This is a genomic window from Flavobacteriales bacterium, assembly GCA_030584065.1.
Classification (GTDB): domain Bacteria; phylum Bacteroidota; class Bacteroidia; order Flavobacteriales_F; family PHOS-HE28; genus PHOS-HE28.
Genome location: CP129489.1, coordinates 634,706 through 653,899, shown reverse-complemented (window position 1 = coordinate 653,899; position 19,194 = coordinate 634,706). Strand labels below are relative to the sequence as shown.

General features: G+C 67.0%; 18 protein-coding genes. 12 read left to right on the top strand and 6 right to left on the bottom strand.

The annotated features are described in order from the left end of the window. Nucleotides 1-3 precede the first annotated feature (3 nt). Genes QY325_02800 through QY325_02780 form a run of 5 tightly spaced genes read left to right on the top strand, consistent with a single transcriptional unit; the run spans nt 4 to nt 3,960 of the window. Entirely contained in the window at nt 4-204 is a 201-nt protein-coding gene (locus QY325_02800; GenBank protein WKZ66860.1) for a CcoQ/FixQ family Cbb3-type cytochrome c oxidase assembly chaperone, read from the top strand. Further along, entirely contained in the window at nt 194-1,372 is a 1,179-nt protein-coding gene (locus QY325_02795; GenBank protein WKZ66859.1) for a cbb3-type cytochrome c oxidase N-terminal domain-containing protein, read from the top strand. Before QY325_02800 ends, QY325_02795 begins: the two co-directional genes overlap by 11 nt. A gap of 1 nt (nt 1,373) precedes the next feature. Beyond that, on the top strand, nt 1,374-2,825 hold the full coding sequence (gene ccoG, locus QY325_02790) for a cytochrome c oxidase accessory protein CcoG (protein WKZ66858.1): 1,452 nt from the start codon (nt 1,374-1,376) through the stop codon (nt 2,823-2,825). Continuing rightward, nucleotides 2,822-3,259, top strand: coding sequence for a FixH family protein (locus tag QY325_02785; GenBank protein WKZ66857.1), 438 nt, complete (start codon nt 2,822-2,824; stop codon nt 3,257-3,259). The genes ccoG and QY325_02785 overlap by 4 nt, the downstream gene beginning before the upstream one ends. Beyond that, on the top strand, nt 3,256-3,960 hold the full coding sequence (locus QY325_02780) for a sulfite exporter TauE/SafE family protein (protein ID WKZ66856.1): 705 nt from the start codon (nt 3,256-3,258) through the stop codon (nt 3,958-3,960). The genes QY325_02785 and QY325_02780 overlap by 4 nt, the downstream gene beginning before the upstream one ends. A gap of 10 nt (nt 3,961-3,970) precedes the next feature. Here the strand turns inward: QY325_02780 and QY325_02775 are convergent, their stop codons facing one another. Beyond that, entirely contained in the window at nt 3,971-4,576 is a 606-nt protein-coding gene (locus QY325_02775; protein ID WKZ66855.1) for a Crp/Fnr family transcriptional regulator, read from the bottom strand. A 102-nt stretch (nt 4,577-4,678) separates the two neighbouring features. Between QY325_02775 and QY325_02770 the strand changes: the two genes are divergently transcribed. The 3 genes from QY325_02770 to QY325_02760 are packed head-to-tail and all read left to right on the top strand — an operon-like array spanning nt 4,679 to nt 7,523. Then, nucleotides 4,679-5,194 carry a cysteine dioxygenase family protein gene (locus tag QY325_02770; protein WKZ66854.1) on the top strand — a complete coding sequence of 172 codons (516 nt, stop codon included), beginning with the start codon at nt 4,679-4,681 and terminating at the stop codon, nt 5,192-5,194. Between the two features lie 35 nt (nt 5,195-5,229). Next, a complete protein-coding gene (locus QY325_02765; protein ID WKZ66853.1) occupies nt 5,230-6,465 on the top strand; it encodes a PAS domain-containing sensor histidine kinase in 1,236 nt (411 codons plus the stop codon). Beyond that, entirely contained in the window at nt 6,462-7,523 is a 1,062-nt protein-coding gene (locus tag QY325_02760) for a response regulator (protein WKZ66852.1), read from the top strand. The genes QY325_02765 and QY325_02760 overlap by 4 nt, the downstream gene beginning before the upstream one ends. Before the next feature lie 4 nt (nt 7,524-7,527). Here QY325_02760 and QY325_02755 read toward each other — a convergent pair whose 3' ends face one another. Next, nucleotides 7,528-8,448: an EamA family transporter gene (locus tag QY325_02755; GenBank protein ID WKZ66851.1), complete on the bottom strand. Its 921-nt coding sequence runs from the start codon at nt 8,446-8,448 to the stop codon at nt 7,528-7,530. A 49-nt stretch (nt 8,449-8,497) separates the two neighbouring features. Here QY325_02755 and QY325_02750 point away from each other — a divergent pair, with 49 nt between their 5' ends. Further along, nucleotides 8,498-10,231 (top strand): carboxypeptidase-like regulatory domain-containing protein, encoded by a 1,734-nt coding sequence (locus QY325_02750; protein WKZ66850.1) that lies wholly within the window; start codon nt 8,498-8,500, stop codon nt 10,229-10,231. 70 nt (nt 10,232-10,301) lie between these two features. On the opposite strand, the gene QY325_02745 is transcribed toward QY325_02750, so the two are convergent. Beyond that, on the bottom strand, nt 10,302-10,943 hold the full coding sequence (locus tag QY325_02745; protein WKZ66849.1) for a hypothetical protein: 642 nt from the start codon (nt 10,941-10,943) through the stop codon (nt 10,302-10,304). A gap of 209 nt (nt 10,944-11,152) precedes the next feature. On the opposite strand from QY325_02745, the gene QY325_02740 reads away from it, so the two are divergent. From QY325_02740 to QY325_02730, 3 genes are all read left to right on the top strand, one after another. Beyond that, complete coding sequence (locus tag QY325_02740) at nt 11,153-13,522, top strand: transketolase C-terminal domain-containing protein (protein WKZ66848.1); 2,370 nt, start codon at nt 11,153-11,155, stop codon at nt 13,520-13,522. Between the two features lie 310 nt (nt 13,523-13,832). After that, a complete protein-coding gene (locus tag QY325_02735; protein ID WKZ66847.1) occupies nt 13,833-14,366 on the top strand; it encodes a hypothetical protein in 534 nt (177 codons plus the stop codon). Nucleotides 14,367-14,414: 48 nt separating this feature from the next. Then, nucleotides 14,415-15,269, top strand: coding sequence for a hypothetical protein (locus QY325_02730; protein WKZ66846.1), 855 nt, complete (start codon nt 14,415-14,417; stop codon nt 15,267-15,269). Nucleotides 15,270-15,275: 6 nt separating this feature from the next. Here QY325_02730 and QY325_02725 read toward each other — a convergent pair whose 3' ends face one another. The 3 genes from QY325_02725 to QY325_02715 are packed head-to-tail and all read right to left on the bottom strand — an operon-like array spanning nt 15,276 to nt 19,104. After that, the gene (locus QY325_02725; GenBank protein WKZ66845.1) at nt 15,276-18,008 is read right to left on the bottom strand and encodes a DNA gyrase/topoisomerase IV subunit A; all 2,733 of its coding nucleotides are present in this window, start codon (nt 18,006-18,008) and stop codon (nt 15,276-15,278) included. Next, nucleotides 18,005-18,427, bottom strand: coding sequence for a hypothetical protein (locus QY325_02720; GenBank protein WKZ66844.1), 423 nt, complete (start codon nt 18,425-18,427; stop codon nt 18,005-18,007). Before QY325_02720 ends, QY325_02725 begins: the two co-directional genes overlap by 4 nt. Beyond that, nucleotides 18,424-19,104 (bottom strand): hypothetical protein, encoded by a 681-nt coding sequence (locus QY325_02715; protein ID WKZ66843.1) that lies wholly within the window; start codon nt 19,102-19,104, stop codon nt 18,424-18,426. The genes QY325_02720 and QY325_02715 overlap by 4 nt, the downstream gene beginning before the upstream one ends. Nucleotides 19,105-19,194: the final 90 nt, after the last annotated feature.

Here is a 19,194-nt window from a genome sequence, read left to right as displayed (position 1 = left end):
GCCATGCTCAAGTTCATCAAGCACCACATGGCCACCATCGACGGGATCGACCTGTTCCCCGTGGCCGCCTTCCTCATCTTCTTCATCATGTTCATCGTCGTGCTGGTCCGCACCTGGGCCATGGGACGCCGCGAAGCCGACCGCTTCTCCGCGCTCCCGCTCGCCGAAGACGACACCAATGCCACCACCCGCCATGCGCACTGACCGAATTCCAACGGGCCGTTTGCTGGCCCTGGCCGCGCTCTCACTGACCACCCTCAGCGCCATCGCCCAGGATGCCGCCCCGGCCGCGGCGAGCGAGCCCCTGATCCGCGCGAGCGGTACCGTGAACTACGTGATGCTGGGCCTGGCCGTGGTGCAGGTGGTCCTCATCCTGGCCATGAGCGGCATCCTGCGGTCCATGATGGGCAGCGCAGGATGGATGCGGAAGCTCACGGAGCGCCGCGGCCCGGCGGTGCTGTTGCCGCTGTTCCTGCTGCTCTCCGGCAGCGCCCAGGCACAAGCCTACACGGCTCCGGTCACCACCATGAGCCACCAGGAGCTCTTCTACCTCCTGCTGGTGGTGAACCTCTTCCTCTTCATCGTGCTGATGGTGCAGATCAACCTGCTGCGCGGCACCATGCGCGCCATCACCGGCGTGTTCGAGGAAGCACGCGGCGAGGCGGCGCCCGTGCCCCAGGGTCCCACCGTGATGCAGCGCGTGATGAATGCCCTCACGCGACGGCCCAGTGCCGAGAAGGAGCAGGACCTGCTCCTGCACCACGACTACGACGGCATCCGCGAGCTCGACAATGTGCTGCCCCCTTGGTGGGTGTGGCTCTTCTACGGCACCATCGCCTGGAGCGTGCTCTACCTGGTGAACATGCATGTGGTGAAGTCATGGCCCCTCCAGCACGAGGAGTACACGGAGGCGATGGACCAGGCCAAGGCCGACATCGCGGCCTACATGGCCACCACCGCTGCCGCCGTAGACGAGAATACAGTGACCGTGACAGCGGATGCCACCGCGCTGGCGGGAGCCAAGGCCTCGTTCACCCAGTACTGCGCGGCCTGCCATGGCGCCGATGCCGCAGGGTCGGAGACCTCCGTGGGCCCCAACCTCACCGATGCCTACTGGATACACGGCGGCGGGGTGAAGGAGATCTTCAGGACCATCAAATACGGCGTGCCCGAGAAAGGCATGATCAGCTGGAAGAGCCAGCTGAAGCCCACGGAGATCCAGGCGCTCGCCAGCTATATCCTCAGCCTGAAGGGCACCGGACCGGCCACCCAGAAGGCACCGCAGGGCGATCTCTGGAAGGAAGAGGGCGCCGCGCCCGCTGACAGCACGGCAGCCGCCCCGGCGGATACCGTGCGCGTGGCGGGCCTTTGAGATGAGCCAGCAACCCGCCCATATCCGGCGCGATGCCGCAGGCCGGAAAGCCGGCGATGAAAGCTTCCGCGATGCCATCAGCACCGTGGACAAGCGCGGCAAGCGCATCTGGGTGTACCCGAAGAAGCCGAGCGGGCGGTTCACCAGCCGCCGCCAATGGCTGGCCTACGCTCTGCTCGCGCTGCTCTTCGCCGGTCCTTGGATCCGCATCGGCGGCGAGCCGCTGCTCATGATCAATATCCTGGATCGGAAGTTCGTGCTCCTCGGCCAGGTCTTCTGGCCGCAGGACTTCCTGATCTTCGTGATCGGCTTCATCGCCACCATCGTCTTCGTGGCGCTGTTCACGGTGGCCTTCGGGCGCATCTTCTGCGGATGGATCTGCCCGCAGACGGTCTTCATGGAGCACGTGTTCCGCCGCATCGAATACTGGATCGAGGGCGATTGGAAGCACCAGCAGACCCTGAACAAGGCGCCTTGGAGCTTCGACAAGGCCTGGCGGAAGACGGTGAAGCATGCGCTGTTCTTCGGCATCAGCTTCGTCATCGGCAATACCTTCCTCGCGTACATCGTGGGGAGCGCGGAGCTCGTGCGCATCATCACCGACCCGCCCACGCAGCACCTCGGCGGACTCGCGGCCATGCTCGGCTTCTCCGGTGCGTTCTACGGCAACTTCGCCTTCTTCCGCGAGCAAGCCTGCACCACAGTGTGCCCCTACGGCCGCCTGCAGGGCGTGCTGCTCGACCGCAAGAGCATCGTGATCGCCTACGACCACGTGCGCGGCGAGCAGCGCGGCAGCTGGCGCAAAGGGGAAGACCGCGCCGTCGTGGGCAAGGGCGACTGCATCGACTGCAAGGCCTGCGTGCACGTGTGCCCCACAGGCATCGACATCCGGAACGGCACCCAGCTGGAGTGCATCAACTGCACGGCCTGCATCGACGCCTGCGATCACATCATGGACAGCGTGGGCCTGCCGCGCGGCCTGGTGCGCTATGCGAGCGAGGACGAGATCGCCCACAAGAAACCCTTCACCTACAACCTGCGGCTGAAGGCCTATACCGGCGTGCTCCTCGCACTGGTCGTGGTGCTGGGCGCCATGATCGCGGGGCGCAGCGATACGGAGACCACCCTGCTGCGCACGCCAGGCCTGCTCTTCCAGGAGCGGCCCGACGGACGCATAAGCAACCTCTACGCGCTGAAGACGGTGAACAAGACCCCCAACGAGCTGCCCATCCGCTTCGAGGTGATGGACCGCACCGGGGAGGTGATGCTCATCGGCAAGCCCATCGTCCTTGAGCCCGGAGAGCTGGCCAGCGGCGAGGTGTTCATCATCCTTCCCAAGGACCAGCTGGACGGCATGAAGACCCGGGTGACCGTCGGTGTATTCAGCGGCGACCGCCTGATCGAGGAGGTGACCACTTCCTTTGTAGGACCGATCAAACCGCCCGGCACATGAACTGGGGAAAAGCCCTCGCCCTGAGCCTAGCCGCCTTCGTGGCGCTGATGGCCTGGTTCCTCTGGAAGGCCTCGAGCCATGTGGAATCGCTGGTGACCGACGATTATTACGCGCAGGAACTCAAGTACCAGGACCGGATCGATGCGCAGGCCCGCAGCAGCGCACTCTCGGCACCGGTGGCCTTCACCATCGCAGATGACCGGATCCAGGTCCGGTTCCCGCAGGAACTCGCCGCCAAGGGCATCACCGGCAGCCTGCAGCTGATGCGGCCCAACGATGCCCGCGGCGACCGGAGCCTGGAGGTGCGGGCCGACTCCACCGGTCACTTCACCTCCGAGGCCCTCGACCTGCTGCCGGGCCGCTACGATGCCTCGCTGGATTGGCAGGCCGACGGCGTGCGGTACCACAGCTCGGACAAGCTGGTGGCCCAATGAATCCGCTGGTGGGCACGGCCCTGCTGCTCGGCCTGGCCGGCAGTGCGCACTGCGTGGGCATGTGCGGACCCATCGCGCTGGCCGTGCCGAGCCCTGGGAACGGCTGGCGCGCACGGCTAGCCAGCACGCTGCTGCTCAATGCCGGCCGGCTCGCCACCTACGCGCTCATCGGCGTGGCAGCCGGTGCGTTCGGCCACGGCTTGCGCTTGGCAGGGCTTCAACAGGCCGCATCCATCGCCGCGGGTGGCGTGCTGCTCCTCTCGGTGGCTTTGCCGGGTGCGCTGGAGCGCTGGTACCCCACCGGGCGCGCCACCCTTGCGGTGGGCCGCCTGAAATCGGCGCTGGCGCGCAACCTGCGCCGCACCGCACCGGAAGCGCTCCTGATCACGGGCCTCCTGAACGGCCTGCTCCCCTGCGGCCTCGTCTACGCCGCGGCCATCGGCGCCACCGCGATGGGCAGCTGGTGGGAAGCTGCTGCCTACATGCTCCTCTTCGGCCTGGGCACCTGGCCGCTGCTCGTGGGGCTGCGCATGGGAAGCGGGCTGGTGGGGCCGGGCTTCCGCCTGGGGCTGCGCCGCGCCGCGCCTGTGCTGGTGGGCGCAGTGGCGCTGCTGCTCGTGCTCCGCGGCCTCGACCTGGGCATCCCTTACCTCAGCCCTGCAGCACCGCCCGTGGGTGCGGCAGCGGCGGAATGCCACTGAACCGGCCGGGTCAGGCCGCCGTGCTCACCACCGTGATGGCGCCACGGGAGAGCTTCACGCGGCCCTTGGCCGCCAATTGATGCAGCAGGCGGGTGATCACCTCGCGGGGGGAGTTCAGTTCCTGCGCCACCTCCTGGTGCGTGGCCCGGATCACGTGCTCGCCCGTGGCCTGCACGCGTTTCACCAGGTACTTCCACAGTTGCTCATCGAGCCGCGAGAAGGCCACCACCTCGATCGTCTCCAGGAGCTCATTGAACCGCTGGTTCTGCGTATCGCTAACGAAGCGGCGCCATTCCGGGTAGGCCATCCACTCCTCCATGAACCGTGCGGGGATCATCAGCAGCTCGGCATCCTCCTCCACCACCGCCACCACGGGGCTCGGCTGGTGGCCGATGCAGCAGGTGAGGCTCATGGCGCACGACTCCCCCGGCATGATGTGGTAGAGGAAGCGCTCCTGGCCGCTGGCGTTCTGCGCCAGTATCCGCAGGCTGCCGGAGAGCACGATGGGGATATGCGTGATGGGCTCGCCCACCGTCATGAGCACCTCCCCCGCTGCCAGCTTGCGGCGCACGCCCTCCCGCTCCACGGCACGGGCGAGTTCCTCGGTCTTGAACATGGCCGCAAGCTAATGACACCCGCTGACGACTGACATACGTCAGGCACGGCCGCTGACCGCCCCAATAGTTTCGCCGAGCCGCGTCATCCGCGCGTGGCGGTCATGTCACCGAAGCCCATCGAATCGATCAATGAACTGGTGCGGGAGCTCCTGCGCCAGCGCGACCCTTCGGCCTATGGTGCCATCCTGGAGCGCTACGAGGTGCCCACGCGCGACCTGGAGCCCTACTTCCGCTGGAACAGCAGGCATTATACGCGCACCTGCATCCACCGCAACGAGTACTTCGAGCTGCTGGTGATCTGCTACGAGCCGGGCCAGCGCACCAGCATCCACGACTACGACAGCCAGACCGCCTGGATCCATCCGGTGATGGGCGAGGTGGTGGAGGAGCGCTACGCACCCATCAGCGAGGGCGGCCTGCGCCTGCTGCAGGAGAAGCACCTGCGGCCCGGCGCGGACGATTCGCTGACCAACGGCAACTCCATCCATCGCTTCATCAATCCCGGCCCGGGCCGCGCCGTAACGCTCAACCTGTATGCGCGGCCCATGAGCAAGTGGCGCGTCTACGACGAGCGCACGGGCATCGTGAGCGTCGGACCCGCCGGTCCGCCGCGATGAGTGCACCGGGCGGTCACCCCACCTATCTTGCCGGCATGCTGCGCAGCGCCGACGGCCTCTTCGCCGACTCAGACGCCAACCGCGTCTGCGAGCTGCTGTTCATGACCGCAGCTGAAGGGCTGGTGGTGGTGGATGCCTCAGGCCGCATCATCATGCAGAACCCCAGCCTGGGCCGCATGTTCGGCTACGGGCCCGAGGGCCTGATCGGCGCCTCCATCGAGGACCTGCTGCCCGAGGCCATGCGGACCCGCCACCATGCGCACCGCGAGGCCTACAACAGGAAGCCCGTGCAGCGCGCCATGGGCCGCGGCCTGGAGCTCAAGGGCCGCCGGCAGGATGGCAGCGTGTTCCCCGTGGAGGTGAGCCTGAACCACTTCGACGTCGGCGGCAAGCGCTACGTGATGGCCCTGGTCACCGACATCACCCTGCGACGCATGGCCGAGGACCAGCTGGTGCGCGCCAACCAGGAGCTGGAGGACCGCGTGGAGCAGCGCACCGCCGAGCTGCGCGAAGCCGAGGGCGGGCTGCGCCGCGCGCTGGACAAGGAGCGCGAGCTGCACGCGCTCAAGAGCCGCTTCGTGGCCATGGCCAGCCACGAGTTCCGCACGCCGCTCAGCACCATCATGGGCAGCGTGGACCTCATCGGGCGCTACGCGGGCGAGGACGAGCGCGTGGGCAAGCACGTGAAGCGCATCCGCGGCAAGGTGCGCGAGCTCACCGCCATGCTCAACGAGTTCCTCTCCCTCGAGCGCATCGAGCAGGGCATCGTGCAGGTGCAGCCCGCCGAGATCGACATCGTGCACCAGTGCATCGAGCAGATCGAGGAGCTGCGCGGCCTGGCCAAGACCGGCCAATCCATCGACTACGACCATGCCGGCGACGACCGCATGGTGCTCACCGACCCGCAGATGCTCGGGCACATCATCACCAACCTGGTGAGCAATGCCGTGAAGTACAGTCCCGAGCACACCGCCATCCGGCTGCATTCCGCCATCGGGGAAGGCCGGCTCCGCCTCACCGTCACCGACCACGGCATGGGCATCCCGGCCGAGGATCAGCAGCACCTCTTCGACCGCTTCTTCCGCGGCAGCAACGTGATGACCATCCAAGGCACGGGCCTGGGCCTCAACATCGTTAAGCGCTACCTCGACCTGATGGGCGGCACCATCGCCTTCACCAGCCGGCCGGGCGAGACGATCTTCTCCGCCGAGCTGCCCCAGCGCATCGCCAACGCACCTGTCAAGAACCCCGACGCACCCTCACTCCCATGAGAACCATCCTCCTGATCGAAGACGATCCCGATATGCGCGACAACACGGCCGAGATCCTCGAACTGGCCAACTACCGCGTGGTGAAGGCCGAGAACGGCCGACGCGGCGTGGAGCTGGCCCGCAAGGAGAAGCCCGATCTGGTGCTCTGCGACATCATGATGCCTGAGCTCGACGGCTACAGCGTGCTGCACCTGCTGGGCAAGGACCCGGCCACCGCCGAGCTCCCCTTCATCTTCCTCAGCGCGAAGGCCGAGCGCGGCGACGTGCGCAAGGGCATGGAGCTGGGCGCGGACGATTACCTCACCAAGCCCTTCGAGGAGAGCGAGCTGCTCAACGCCATCGAAGGGCGGCTGAAGCGCAGCGAGCTCTTCCGCAAGGGATTCGACAATGGCCTGGCGGGCCTCAACTCCTTCATGGAGCAGGCCCGCGGCATGGAGGCGCTGCAGGACCTGAGCCGCGACCGCAAGACCCGCAAGCTCCCCGTGAAGGAGATGCTCTTCCACGAGGGCGACGAGCTCCGCTACATCCCCTACCTCATCTCCGGCAAGGTGCGCACCTTCAAGATCAACAATGACGGGAAGGAGTTCGTCACCGGTCTCCATGGCCCGGGCGACTTCGTGGGCTACATGGGCCTGCTCGAGGGCGGGCATGCCCTCGAGGCTGCCGAGACCCTGGAGCCCTGCGAGGTTGCGCTGGTGCCGCGCGAGGACCTGCTGGCCCTGCTCTTCCGCAACCGCGACGTGAGCATCCGCTTCATCAAGATGCTGGCGCGCGACGTGAAGGAGAAGGAGCAGCACCTGCTGCAGCTCGCCTATGCGAGCGTGCGCCAGCGCGTGGCCCAGGCGCTGCTCCGCATCCAGGCGCGCTACGCCGACCGCCAGGACCAGGGCCTGGGCCTGCGCATCAGCCGCGAGGACCTCGCCACCGTGGTGGGCACCGCCACGGAATCGCTCATCCGCTGCCTCACCGAGCTCAAGGAGGACGGCCTCATCGAGACGCACGGGCGCGACATCGCCATCCGAAACAAGGCCAAGCTCGAGCAGATGGCCAGCCGCTGAACGCTCAGCGCTGGCCCCGCCGGCGCGCCCAGTTGATCAGCAGCACGCCGGCGAGGATCACGCCGAGGCCGATGATCTCGCTCGCCCCGAGCCGCTCGTCGCCGAGCGACACGCCGAGCAGCACCGCCACAACCGGGTTCACGTAGGCATAGGTGCTCACCTGCGTGGCTGGCCTTACGCTCAGCAGCCACACGTAGGCACTGAAGCCGATGATGCTGCCGAACACCACCAGGTAGGCCTCGGCTATCCACGCGTTCAGGGGCACCGCGGCGAAGGAGAAGCCCTCCCATTCGCCGCGCGCCGCGCTCACGGCCAGGAAGCATGCTGCGCCGGTGAGCATCTGCCACGCGCTGTTGGCCGTGTTCGAGAGCCGCACCGGGTTGTACTTGCTCCACACCGAGCCGGCCGGCCACGCGAGGATGCCCAGCGCCAGCACCGCGATGGCCGTGGCCTCGGCCTCGAAGCCCGCCTCCGTGACCTGCGCGCCGAGCCGCTCGCGGAAGAGCAGCCACACGCCCGCGATGCCGGCCGCGATGCCCACGAGCGTGGCCGGGCTGCGGAAGTTGACGCCCCACTGCGGCCTGTCGATGAGCGTGAACGAGAGCGGCGCCACGGCGATGGCGATGGCCGCAACGCTGCTGGGCACCGTCTGCTGCGCCCACACCACCGCGCCGTTGCCGACGAAGAGCAGCAGGAAGCCCACCACCAGCGCCTTCCACAGGCCGCTCTCAGGGATCACCGCCAGGCCTTGGACCCTGGCCATGCCGAACATGATGGCGCTGGCCAGCGCGAAGCGCAGGCCGCCGAGCATGAAGGGCGGGAAGCCCGTGAGCGCCTCCTTGATGCCGTAATAGGTGCTGCCCCAGATGAGGTAGATGGCTGTGAAGGCGAGAACGACCTTGAGGCGGGAAGGGGCAGCGGGCACGGCCACGAAGATGAGGCGGGCGCCCGAAGCACGGCCCTACCTTCAGCGCATGCTGCGCCTGCTGCTGCTGCCGATTGCCGCCTGGCCCCTGCTGGCCGGCGCCCAGGAGCGCATCGCCGCCCGCGTGGTGGACGCCTCTACGGGCGCCCCCCTCATGCACGCCACCGTGGCCATCATCGGCACGGGCAGCGGCACCATCACCAATGCCGACGGCGCCTTCGCGCTGGCCCTCCGCACCGGCCGTGACAGCCTGCGCATCTCCTACGTGGGCTACCGCACCGTTCGGCTGCCGTTCAGCGCCGCGCTCCATGGCGCCAGCATCGCGCTCACCCGCAGCCCCGTGGAACTGGCCGCGCTGGAGGTGAGGCCGGAAGCCGACCTCTACAAGCGGGTGGCAAGGGCGGCTGGCCGGCTAAGGCGCGCGCCTGAGGCCAAGGCCAAGGCCTACTACAACCTGCAGACCCACAGCGACGGCGAGCCCGTGGAGCGGCTTCAGGCCTGCTACACCGCCCAATACCGTGGCGGCGGTCTCCGCTCGCTGGCCATCAAGCAGGGGCGCATCGGCATCGCGCCCAAGGAGGACCGCCACTTCATCAACTTCAACACCGCCGGCGCGCTGCTCCTGCTCGACCCATTCGGCGGAAACGGCCGCTTGCCCGTCTCACCGCTCAGCTTCACCAGCGGCCGCCAGCTGCGCCAGCATTACACCGTGCGCATGGTGGCCGCGAGCGCAGGACCCGACGACGGCGACCACCTGCGCGCCGAACCCATCGATGGCAACGGTCTCCGGCTCGACCTCTGGCTCGACCCGGTGGGCGATGCCGTTCATGCGCTTGAGCTTCACTGCCGAAACTGCAGGCGGCATCCGTTCGTGCCCCTCTTCAAGGACGGCCGCATCGATTCGGTGAGCCTCCGGTACCGCCAGACCTGGAGCCTGGATACGCCCGCCATGCCCCAACTCATCGAGCTGGACTATTCCATGCGCTACACCGGTCCAGGAATCTCCGACCGTTTCACCACACGCGCCGTGCTCCATGCCTTCGAGACCGGGGAAGGCTTCGTGCCTGTCCTCTTCCCTTGGAGGACGGGCCTTGAGGAGTATCCCAGCATGGCCTGGCTGCCCGTGGACACGGCCTTTTGGCAGCGCCAGGAACTGCCGGTCCCTGCTGAACGTCTGGAAAGCGACGAGGCCTTCATCCAGCAGCACGAGGTGGCCCGCAACAACTGGTTCGCCGGGATCGGGCAGCAGCAGTACGATTTGAGGCCGCCCTACCGCATATGGTCGGACGGCGCACGGATAGACAGCCTGCACATCTCCGGGTCGCCGCGCGTGGTGGTGCCAGGATCAGGCCGCAAGCCCGCAGTGCACCTCCGCACGCATCTCTACCTGGACCTCGACACCGCAGGAGGAGCCCTCAGGCACCGGTCATTCGCGGTCTTCTCCGGGAGGGAATCGTGGCATTCAACGCCCTGGTCCCCAGCCTCGGCCGTGCTGACCAACCTCTTCTTCGATCTGGCCGAAGCGGAGCGGCGCGCCATGGAACTCAGGCTGCAGGTGCCCGGCATGACGCTCGCCCGTGCCCGGGAAATACACGCCGAGCATACGCGGCGCATGCGCCAGGAGCAGGAGCGGCTGCTCCGCTATGGCCTTCAGGATTCCATCCACCTGCTGGCCTGGAACCGGCGCATCCGGGAATCGCTGGGCATAGACAACGTGGAGCGCCTCCTCCGGTTCGCGCAACCGCAAGCCCCTCCCCCTTTCGAGCCGGCCATCACACGGTAACCGAAGCACCTTCCCGACCAGCACTGCACCCGTTGCGGATGCCCGCCTCACCGGACCGCTACGGGTGCGCTCACCGCGCCACCATCACCTGCTGCCGATAATGGCCTGCCGCACCAGCAGCCCTGACATGGTAGAGCCCCGGTGCCAGGTGGCTCAACGGAAGAGCAATGACATCCTGCTGAACGGTGTGCCGGGCCACCTCGCCCCCCATGCTGCTGATGATGGTGATCACCGTTCCCGGAGCCAGGCCTTCAGGGCAACGGACATGGAGGACATCACCGGCCGGATTGGGCCACACGGTCAGCGGCATCGCCCATGCACCCTCGTCCATACCCACACCGGTGACGCGGATAAAGAGGTATGGCGACCAGGTTGCGCTATTCGACTGGCAGCTGACGCTGTGCGGCACGAAGTCAAGCGAGTCCGCTACGATCGTGAAGCTGAACGTGTCCGCGTCGTTCACGCAAGGGAAATTGGGGATCGCGCTGAACGTGACGAGGTCGTCATCCACTTGGTAACGCGCGAAGGACAGGCTGACGTTGGAGATAGCGGAAATCATGAACACGGTATCCGCGTGGAAGTCGAAATCCACCATGACGTAGCCGCCTCCCGGGCCGGTCATGTAGGCGCCCCATCGGCTTCCGGCAAGCGGGTTCTGGGCCATGCCGACGGTGGCCCACATGAGCAGGAACAGCGTGAAAGAGCGGTGCATGTGCGCGTGGTATCGGGTATCGGTGCAAGGGTACCGGGGCGTGACACGGTGCGGGCTAACCGGCATCAGCCTTGCGATTGACGGCGGTCAACCGTTCGACCACCGATGAGCGCTGCACCGGTGGCGCCGTGCCCGCTCCCGTGCGGCGCCCGCGCGTTCGGCCCTTCCGGCCCCTGGCCCTACCTTCGCGCGGTACCCTACGAATCACCATGGCCCGTACGAAAACAGCTGAAGAGACCCTCTCCCTGGACGAGCTCCGCGCCGAGGTGCTGCGCGACTACGAACTGTGCGTCATCAGCCGCGAGGCCAGCCTCATCGGCCGCAAGGAAGTACTGGGCGGCAAGGCCAAGTTCGGCATCTTCGGCGATGGCAAGGAGCTGGCGCAGGTGGCCATGGCCAAGCAGTTCCGCGACGGCGATTGGCGCAGCGGCTACTACCGTGACATGACCTTCATGTTCGCCATCGGCCAGCTCACCGTGCAGCAATGGTTCGCCCAGCTCTATGCCCATGCCGATGCGGACGCAGACCCCAGCAGCGCCGGCCGCAGCATGAATGGCCACTTCGCCACGCGCAGCCTCGATGCCAACGGCGAATGGAAGGACCTGATGGCCCAGCCCAACTCATCGCCCGACATTTCCCCCACCGCCGGCCAGATGCCGCGCCTGCTCGGCCTCGCGCAGGCTAGCAAGGTGTTCCGCCACAGCCCAGCACTGCACGGGCACACCCACCTCACCCACATGGGCAACGAGGTGGCCTTCGGCACCATCGGCGATGCCAGCACCAGCGAGGGCCACTTCTGGGAGACCATGAACGCAGCCGGCGTGCTGCAGGTGCCGCTGGCCATGAGCGTTTGGGACGATGGCTGGGGCATCAGCGTGAGCAAGGCCTACCAGACCACCAAGGGCAGCATCAGCGCCCTGCTGCAGGGCTTCCAGCGCGAGCCGGGCACCAATGGCATCGAGATCTTCAGGACCAAGGGCTGGGACTACGTATCCCTGAACCGCACCTACGAGAAGGCGATCGCCCTGTGCCGCGATGAGCATGTGCCGGTGCTCATCCACGTGGAAGAGGTGACGCAGCCCCAGGGCCACAGCACCAGCGGCAGCCACGAGCGCTACAAGAGCGCAGAGCTGCTGGAGTGGTACAAGGTTTACGACTGCAACGTGAAGTTCCGCGAGTGGATCCTCAGCGCCCGTCCCGGTGGGGAGGTGATTGCCACCGCCGAGGAACTGGATGCCCTGGAGGCCAAGGCCAAGGCCGATGCGCGCGCCGGCCAGAAGGCTGCTTGGGCCGCGTTCCAGGGCGAGATCAAGGCGGAGCGCGACGAGGTCGTCGGCTTGATCGAGGGCTCGGGGGCCGAAGGGTGCGCGGCGATCGCGGCGGAGCTGAAAGCGGAAATGGCGCCGGGGCGCAAGGAAGTGCTGAGCGCGGCGCGGCGCGCGCTGCTGGCTGCCGGCGGACAGGCATCCGCGCTGAAGGCCTGGGTCGACAGCGCCCGGACCCTCAATGCCGAGCGCTACGGCTCGCACCTCTACAGCCAGAGCGCCAGGAGCTGCCTCAACGTGCGCGAGATACCCGTGGAGTACGCCACCGACGAGATGGTCGATGGCCGCATCATCATCCGCGACAATTTCAAGGCGCTCTTCGAACGGGAGCCGCTGCTGCTCACCTTCGGCGAAGACACCGGCAAGATCGGCGACGTGAACCAGGGCATGGAAGGGATGCAGGTGCAGTTCGGCGAGCTGCGCGTGAGCGATACCGGCATCCGCGAGGCCACCATCCTGGGCCAGGGCATCGGCATGGCGCTGCGCGGCCTGCGCCCTGTGGCCGAGATCCAATACCTCGATTACCTGCTTTACTGCCTGCAGGGCATGAGCGACGACCTGGCTACCGTGCTCTGGCGCACCAAGGGCGGCCAGAAATGCCCGTTGATCGTGCGCACGCGCGGCCACCGTTTGGAAGGCGTATGGCACAGCGGCAGCCCCATGGGCATGATCATCAACAGCGTGCGCGGCGTGGTGGTGTGCGTGCCGCGCAACATGCAGCAGGCCTCGGGCATGTACAACACCTTGCTGCTAAGCGATGACCCCGCGCTGGTGATCGAATGCCTCAACGGCTACCGCAGCAAGGAGCGCCTACCCAGCAACCTCGGCGCTTTCACCGTGCCCATCGGCCAGGTGGAGGTGGTGCGCGAGGGCAATGACCTCACCCTCGTGAGCTATGGCTCCACCTTCAACATCTGCGCGAAGGCCTGCGAAACGCTCGAGGGCATGGGCATCAGCGTGGAGCTCATCGATGCGCGCACCCTCCTCCCCTTCGACCGCGCGCACCGCACCGTGGAGAGCCTGAAGAAGACCAACCGCCTGCTGGTAGTGGACGAGGACGTGCCGGGCGGCGCCAGCGCCTACCTGCTGCAGCAGATCCTGGAAGAGCAAGACGGCTACCGCTGGCTCGATGCCACGCCAAGCACCCTCACTGCCAAGGCCCACCGCCCCGCCTACGGCAGCGATGGCGACTACTTCAGCAAGCCGAGCGTGGAGGATGTGGTGGAGAAGTGCGTGAGGATGACCAACGAGTAGCATGGCTCCTCGCGGCCGGCGGGGGACCCGGCCGGCGAGCTCTCCCAGTCAATAAGGGCTGCCACTGCTTTCTGCTACCCACAGAACCGCCAGCGTCCCTGACCAACCCCAAGGAGCGATGTGCCGAGCCCCTGCCGCCGAACCAGCGTCGCTGGCCCCCCCGCGCATCAGCCCAGCCTCGATGGTTACGGCACCGCATTCCAACGGACGCCGACCAGGCATTCCCGACGTGTCGATCCGTCCGCTCGGTAGCTTGCATGAAGGCAGCGTTTCCGCACATGCACCGACGAACCGTTGCTGCCCCTCGCCGATGACCAGCCGCCTCCTCCCCCTCCTGGCTGCACTGGCGCTGCTGTGCTGCACAGGAGCTCCGCCGCCCATCGACCCAGCGCTGCTGGCCGAGGCCGAACGCACGGTGGTTCCCAACCGCAGCCGACCGGTGGCCGAGGGCGCGCTGGCCAGCGGGCTCTACTTCGTGGTGGACAGCGGTTTCGGCGTGGCGCGCACCGTGGAGGGCGAACGGCTCCACATCGACCCCAGCGCCATCGTCACCGTGGAGCATTTCGCGCGCATCGCCGTGGGCGAATCCATGACTGGCCGGCCGGTGCTGCACCTGGGCATGGATGCCGTGGGTGCAACGCGGCTGCGGGCCGGCACCTTCAACGCCATCGGGCAGCGGGTGGCCCTGGTGGTGCAGGACCGGGTGCTGAGCGCGCCCCTGGTGCAGGATGAAATCCCTGCCGGACGGCTGGAAATGGACCCCGGCCCGGCCAGCCCCCTCACCGCCGCCGATTACGCCGCCCTGCTGCAAGCGGAGCGGAAGGCCTGGGAAGGCCTCCGCTGAGCGGGGTGCACAGCCGTTCGCTGCCTACATTCGACGAAACGAAAGGCCATGGCCCAAGCCACGCTCCTCGCCGTCGCCCTGCTCCTGGCGGGCACGGTCGCCACCCACGCACAGCAGGCGCAGAAATGCTGCGGCACCAGCAACAGCACTTTCCTGTTCGGCAGCACCGCCTATGCGCGCCACACGCAGATGCTCTACCTGCCGGGCGACCTCACCGGCGCCACGGGCGGGCCCATCACCCACCTCTACTTCCGCTACGGTACCACGAGCATCGCTTCAGGCAACACCCTTGGCAATTTCATGGTGCGGCTGGGGCTCACGGACCAGACCGGCTTCCCCAATGGCAACACCTACTTCACCGACCTCGATACGGTGTACAGCGCTTCCGCCTTCACCATTGCGCCAGGCACCACAGGCGAATGGTTCTGGTTCTCGCTGCAAACGCCCTTCACCTACAACCCGAGCCGCACGCTGATCGTCGACATCCAATTCGAGACGAGCGCGCAGAGCGCCTTCGGCACCTACGGCACCACCAACAGCGGCCGCAAGCTGGTCTCGCCCGACCCGCTATCGCCCACGGGTTCCACCACCAGCACCACCTGGCAGGACTTCGGCTTCGACATCGACGGAACCACCGGCCTGGATGGCCTTTCAGCAGCGGAACTGCAGGCTTGGCCCAACCCCACCGCCGCAGGCGTGCGCCTCAGCTGGCCGGCCCCTGCCGCTGCCGGCTGGCAGCTCACCCTGCACGATGCCGCAGGCCGCACCCTCCGCAGCGATCGCATTCCCAAGGGCAGCCGGTATGCCGAAATCGACCTCGGCCCTTGGGCGCCGGGGCTCTACCTGGCCCAGCTCAACGGCCCCGATGGCGCGGGGCCCACTGTCTGGCTGCTGCGCGAGTGAGGGCGCTCAATCGAGCCCCAGCGTGATCTGCTTGCCGGGCTTGTAGCCGGCCATGGGGTCGTCCGGTGAGCGCTCCTGCTCCTCGGCAGCCTGCTGGCGCTTGAACTGCTTCACAGGGCTCTCCTCCAGCCCCTCCTCTTCGGGCGCCTCCAGGTTGCCGATCTCCTCATCGGAGATGAGCATGCCCTGGGTCTCCTCCAGCTCGGGTGTCATGGGGATGAACACGGGCGTGGTGAGGGTGAGCTCCTTCACCTTGTGCGGGGTGAGGCGATTGCCCAGCGCCTTCACGCCCTTCACGCCGATGAAGCCGGACAGCTCCACATCCTCGTCGGGCCGGCTGGTGCTGCGCTTGTCGTATGCCACGTGGAGGGCGGGCTCGGGCAGCAGGCTGTGCAGCGCCAATCGGCTCTCCGGGTGCTCAGTGATGAAGGATACGGCATCGCGCGCCGGCTCGATGAGGAAGCGCTTCACATGGTACTGCTGCTTCTCCCCCTCCCAATAGACGGCCGTGAGCACGTCCTTGGGGTTCCACTTCACCACCGTGAGGGCGTCGTCGGGGAAGTGCGTGCTGAGCGCGAAGGGGAAGAGCTGGTAGCTGCCGCCCTTGGTGATGCAGAGGATGCGGTCCTCGCCCGCGAAACGGCCCAGGTAGCGGCCATGGCCGGTGTCGTTGAGGCGGCGCACCGTCTCATCGAACCAGATGGGGATGGCGCCCAGCGTGCTGCCGCCGCGCTCCTTCTGCGTGATCTTCTGCACGGCGTAGCGCGTGAGCAGGTTGCCCTTGCTGCCGCGCCCTTTCACGCCCATCTGCGCGAAGTCGATGTCGAACTTCGTCTTGCGCAGGTTGGGGCGCGGGCGCAGCACCACGCTCACCACCTCGCTGGCGCCATCGGGGTTGGCGGTGAAGTACTCCACCGTGCTACCCGGTGCACCGCCGGTGAGGTCGTACTCCTTGTCGCGCGTGACGCCGGTGACGGCGAAGCGCTTCATGTAGTACGGCCCCTTCATGCCATCCTGGTAGATCATGTGGTAGATGGTGCGCTCATCGTTCTTCTTGAAGACGCCGATGTGCAGGATGCCCTTGCCCACGAACTTCTTATCGGCCACCTTGGTCACCACCATGCCGCCGTTGATGCGGAACACGATGATGTCGTCGATCTCGGAGCATTCGCCCACCAGTTCGGCATCCTTCAGGCTCCAGCCCATGAAGCCTTCCTTGCGGTCCACGTAGAGCTTCCTGTTGGCCACGGCCACCTTGGCTGCCACGATGGTGTCGAAGGTGCGCAGCTCGGTCCGGCGCTCGCGGCCGGCGCCGTACTTCTTCTTCAGCTCCTTGAACCAGTCCACGGCATGGTCCACCAGGTGGTCCAGCTTCCCCTGCACCTCGTCGATCTGCTCGGCCAGCTGCCGGATGTGCTCATCGGCCTTGAAGCTGTCGAACTTCGAGATGCGCTTGATCTTGATCTCGGTGAGGCGGATGATGTCGTCCTGCGTCACGGGCCGCTTCAGCTCCTGGATGTGGGGCTTCAGGCCCTTGTCGATGAAGCTGAGTACCTGCTCCCAGGTCTCGGCCTCCTCGATCCTCCGGTAGACCTTCCTCTCGATGAAGATCCGCTCGAGCGAGGCGAAGTGCCACTGCTCCTCCAGCTCGCCCTTCCGGATCCGCAGCTCCAGCTCCAGCAGGCGCAGGGTGTTCTCGGTGCTGATGCGGAGCAGCTCCTTCACGCCCACGAAGCGGGGCTTGTCGTTCTCGATCACCACCGCATTGGGCGCAATGCTCACCTCGCAGTCGGTGAAGGCGAAGAGCGCATCGATGGTGGTGTCGGGGCTCACCCCCGCGGCGAGGTGGATGACGATCTCGGCATGCTCGGCGGTGTTGTCCTCGATGTGCCGCACCTTGATCTTGCCCTTGTCGTTGGCCTTGATGATGCTCTCGATGAGCGATGTGGTAGTGGTTCCGAAGGGAATCTCGGAGATCACGAGCGTCTTGCTGTCCTCCTTGCGGATACGGGCCCGGCAGCGCACGCGCCCCCCGCGCTCGCCCTCGTTGTAGTTGCTCACGTCGGCCAGGCCGCCCGTGGGGAAGTCGGGCACCAGCTCGAAGGAGCGCTTGCGGAGCACGGCGATGCTGGCGTCGATGAGTTCGTTGAAGTTGTGGGGCAGCACCTTGCAGCTGAGGCCCACGGCGATGCCCTCGGCGCCCTGCGCCAGCAGCAGCGGGAACTTCACCGGCAGGAAGACCGGCTCGCGGTTGCGGCCATCGTAGCTCAGCTGCCATTCGGTGGTCTTCGGGTTGAATACCACCTCCTTGGCGAACTTGCTGAGCCGTGCCTCGATGTAGCGGGGCGCCGCGGCGCTATCGCCGGTGAGCGTGTTGCCCCAGTTGCCCTGGCAGTCGATGAGCAGGTCCTTCTGGCCCAGCTGCACCAGCGCATCGCCGATGCTGGCATCGCCGTGCGGGTGGTACTGCATGGTGTGCCCGATGATGTTGGCCACCTTGTTGTAGCGGCCGTCATCCAGATCGTCCATAGCGTGCAGGATGCGGCGCTGCACGGGCTTCAGGCCGTCGTACAGCGCAGGCACCGCGCGCTCCAGGATCACGTAGCTGGCATAGTCCAGGAACCAGTCCTTGTACATGCCGCTGATGCTGAAGCCGCCGGCATGGCCTCCGGCCGGCACATGGCCATGCGCATCGCCCTGGCCTTCGGGCATCGGGGTCTCGTTGGTCTCGTCGCTCATTGCAGTGTGGCGCAGATCTCCTCGGCGCGCGCGGCGCTCTGGTCATTGAAGAGGCTGAGGCGCAGGCATACGGGCACGCCCACTTGCCAGCCCAGCCGCACGTAGTTGAAATGGCTGCTCCCGACGGGATCGGGATCGATCACCTCGGTGAGCCCGTAGGCCGTGTCCTCCACGCGCACCGAAAACCGCACAGGGCTCAGGAAGAGCTCGCTGCGCACGCGGAAGGCGATCACCTGCTGCTGCACCGGCCCGGAGGGGGTGCTCACGGAGCGGGCGTAAGTGGTGTCGAGCAGGAAGACCGGCGGTCCGGCGTAGTCCGGGTCGAAGGGGTTGTCCTTCAGGGTGCCGGGATCCAGTTCACCCTTGCCGCAGGCCAGGAGCAGCAGCGCGGGCAGCAGAAGGGCGAGCAGGCTCCTCATCGCAGGGGCAGGGTGAGCGAGGCCATCCAAGCGCCATGGCCCTCATGGGCGGGCATCCAAGCGAGGCCCTCGAACCGGGCCCGTTCCTTGTCCTCGAAGACGGGAGGCTGGCGCTTGGAGCGCACGCTTCGCACGTACCAGAGGGCCGCGCCGGAGAGCGCCAGCGCGCCGCCGCTGACAAAGGCCATGGTGCGGGCCTGCCGCAGCTCGCGGTTGGCCTCGGGGATGTCCGTTCGCTTGAGCTCTGCGATGCCGGCAGGGCTGGCGCTGGTGCGGTAGGCCTCGGCCAGGTCGTCCACGGCCCGTTGGGCATCCACCGTGCGCCAGAGGCTAACGCCGAACCATGCGCCGGCCCCGGCCGCGAGCACCGGCGTGCCGTAGCGGAGCCATCGGTCATCGCGCTGGAAGCGCCGCAGCTTGCGGTTGTAGGCGATGAACTCCTCGGAATAGCGCAGCTGGATGCGGGCCTCGCGCAGCGCATTCGGCATCACCATCAGCGTGGTGTCGAGCACGCGCCGTTCGGGTGCCCAGAAGACGAAGCGGTGCGGCCCCTCCATCAGGCTCAGTTCGCGGTCCTTCTTCCGGTGCCGGCCGTCGAGCAGGTACTCGCAGCTGCCTGCGGGCTCGCACAGGATGCGCAGGGTGCCGGTGGACTGGGCGGCTACCGTTGCGCCCATTGGGCCATGTACCCAGGCGAGCACGATTGCGGCGGAGAAGACCCGGCGAACAGCCCTTGCATCCGCTGCGCGCGTGAGGACATGAGCGCT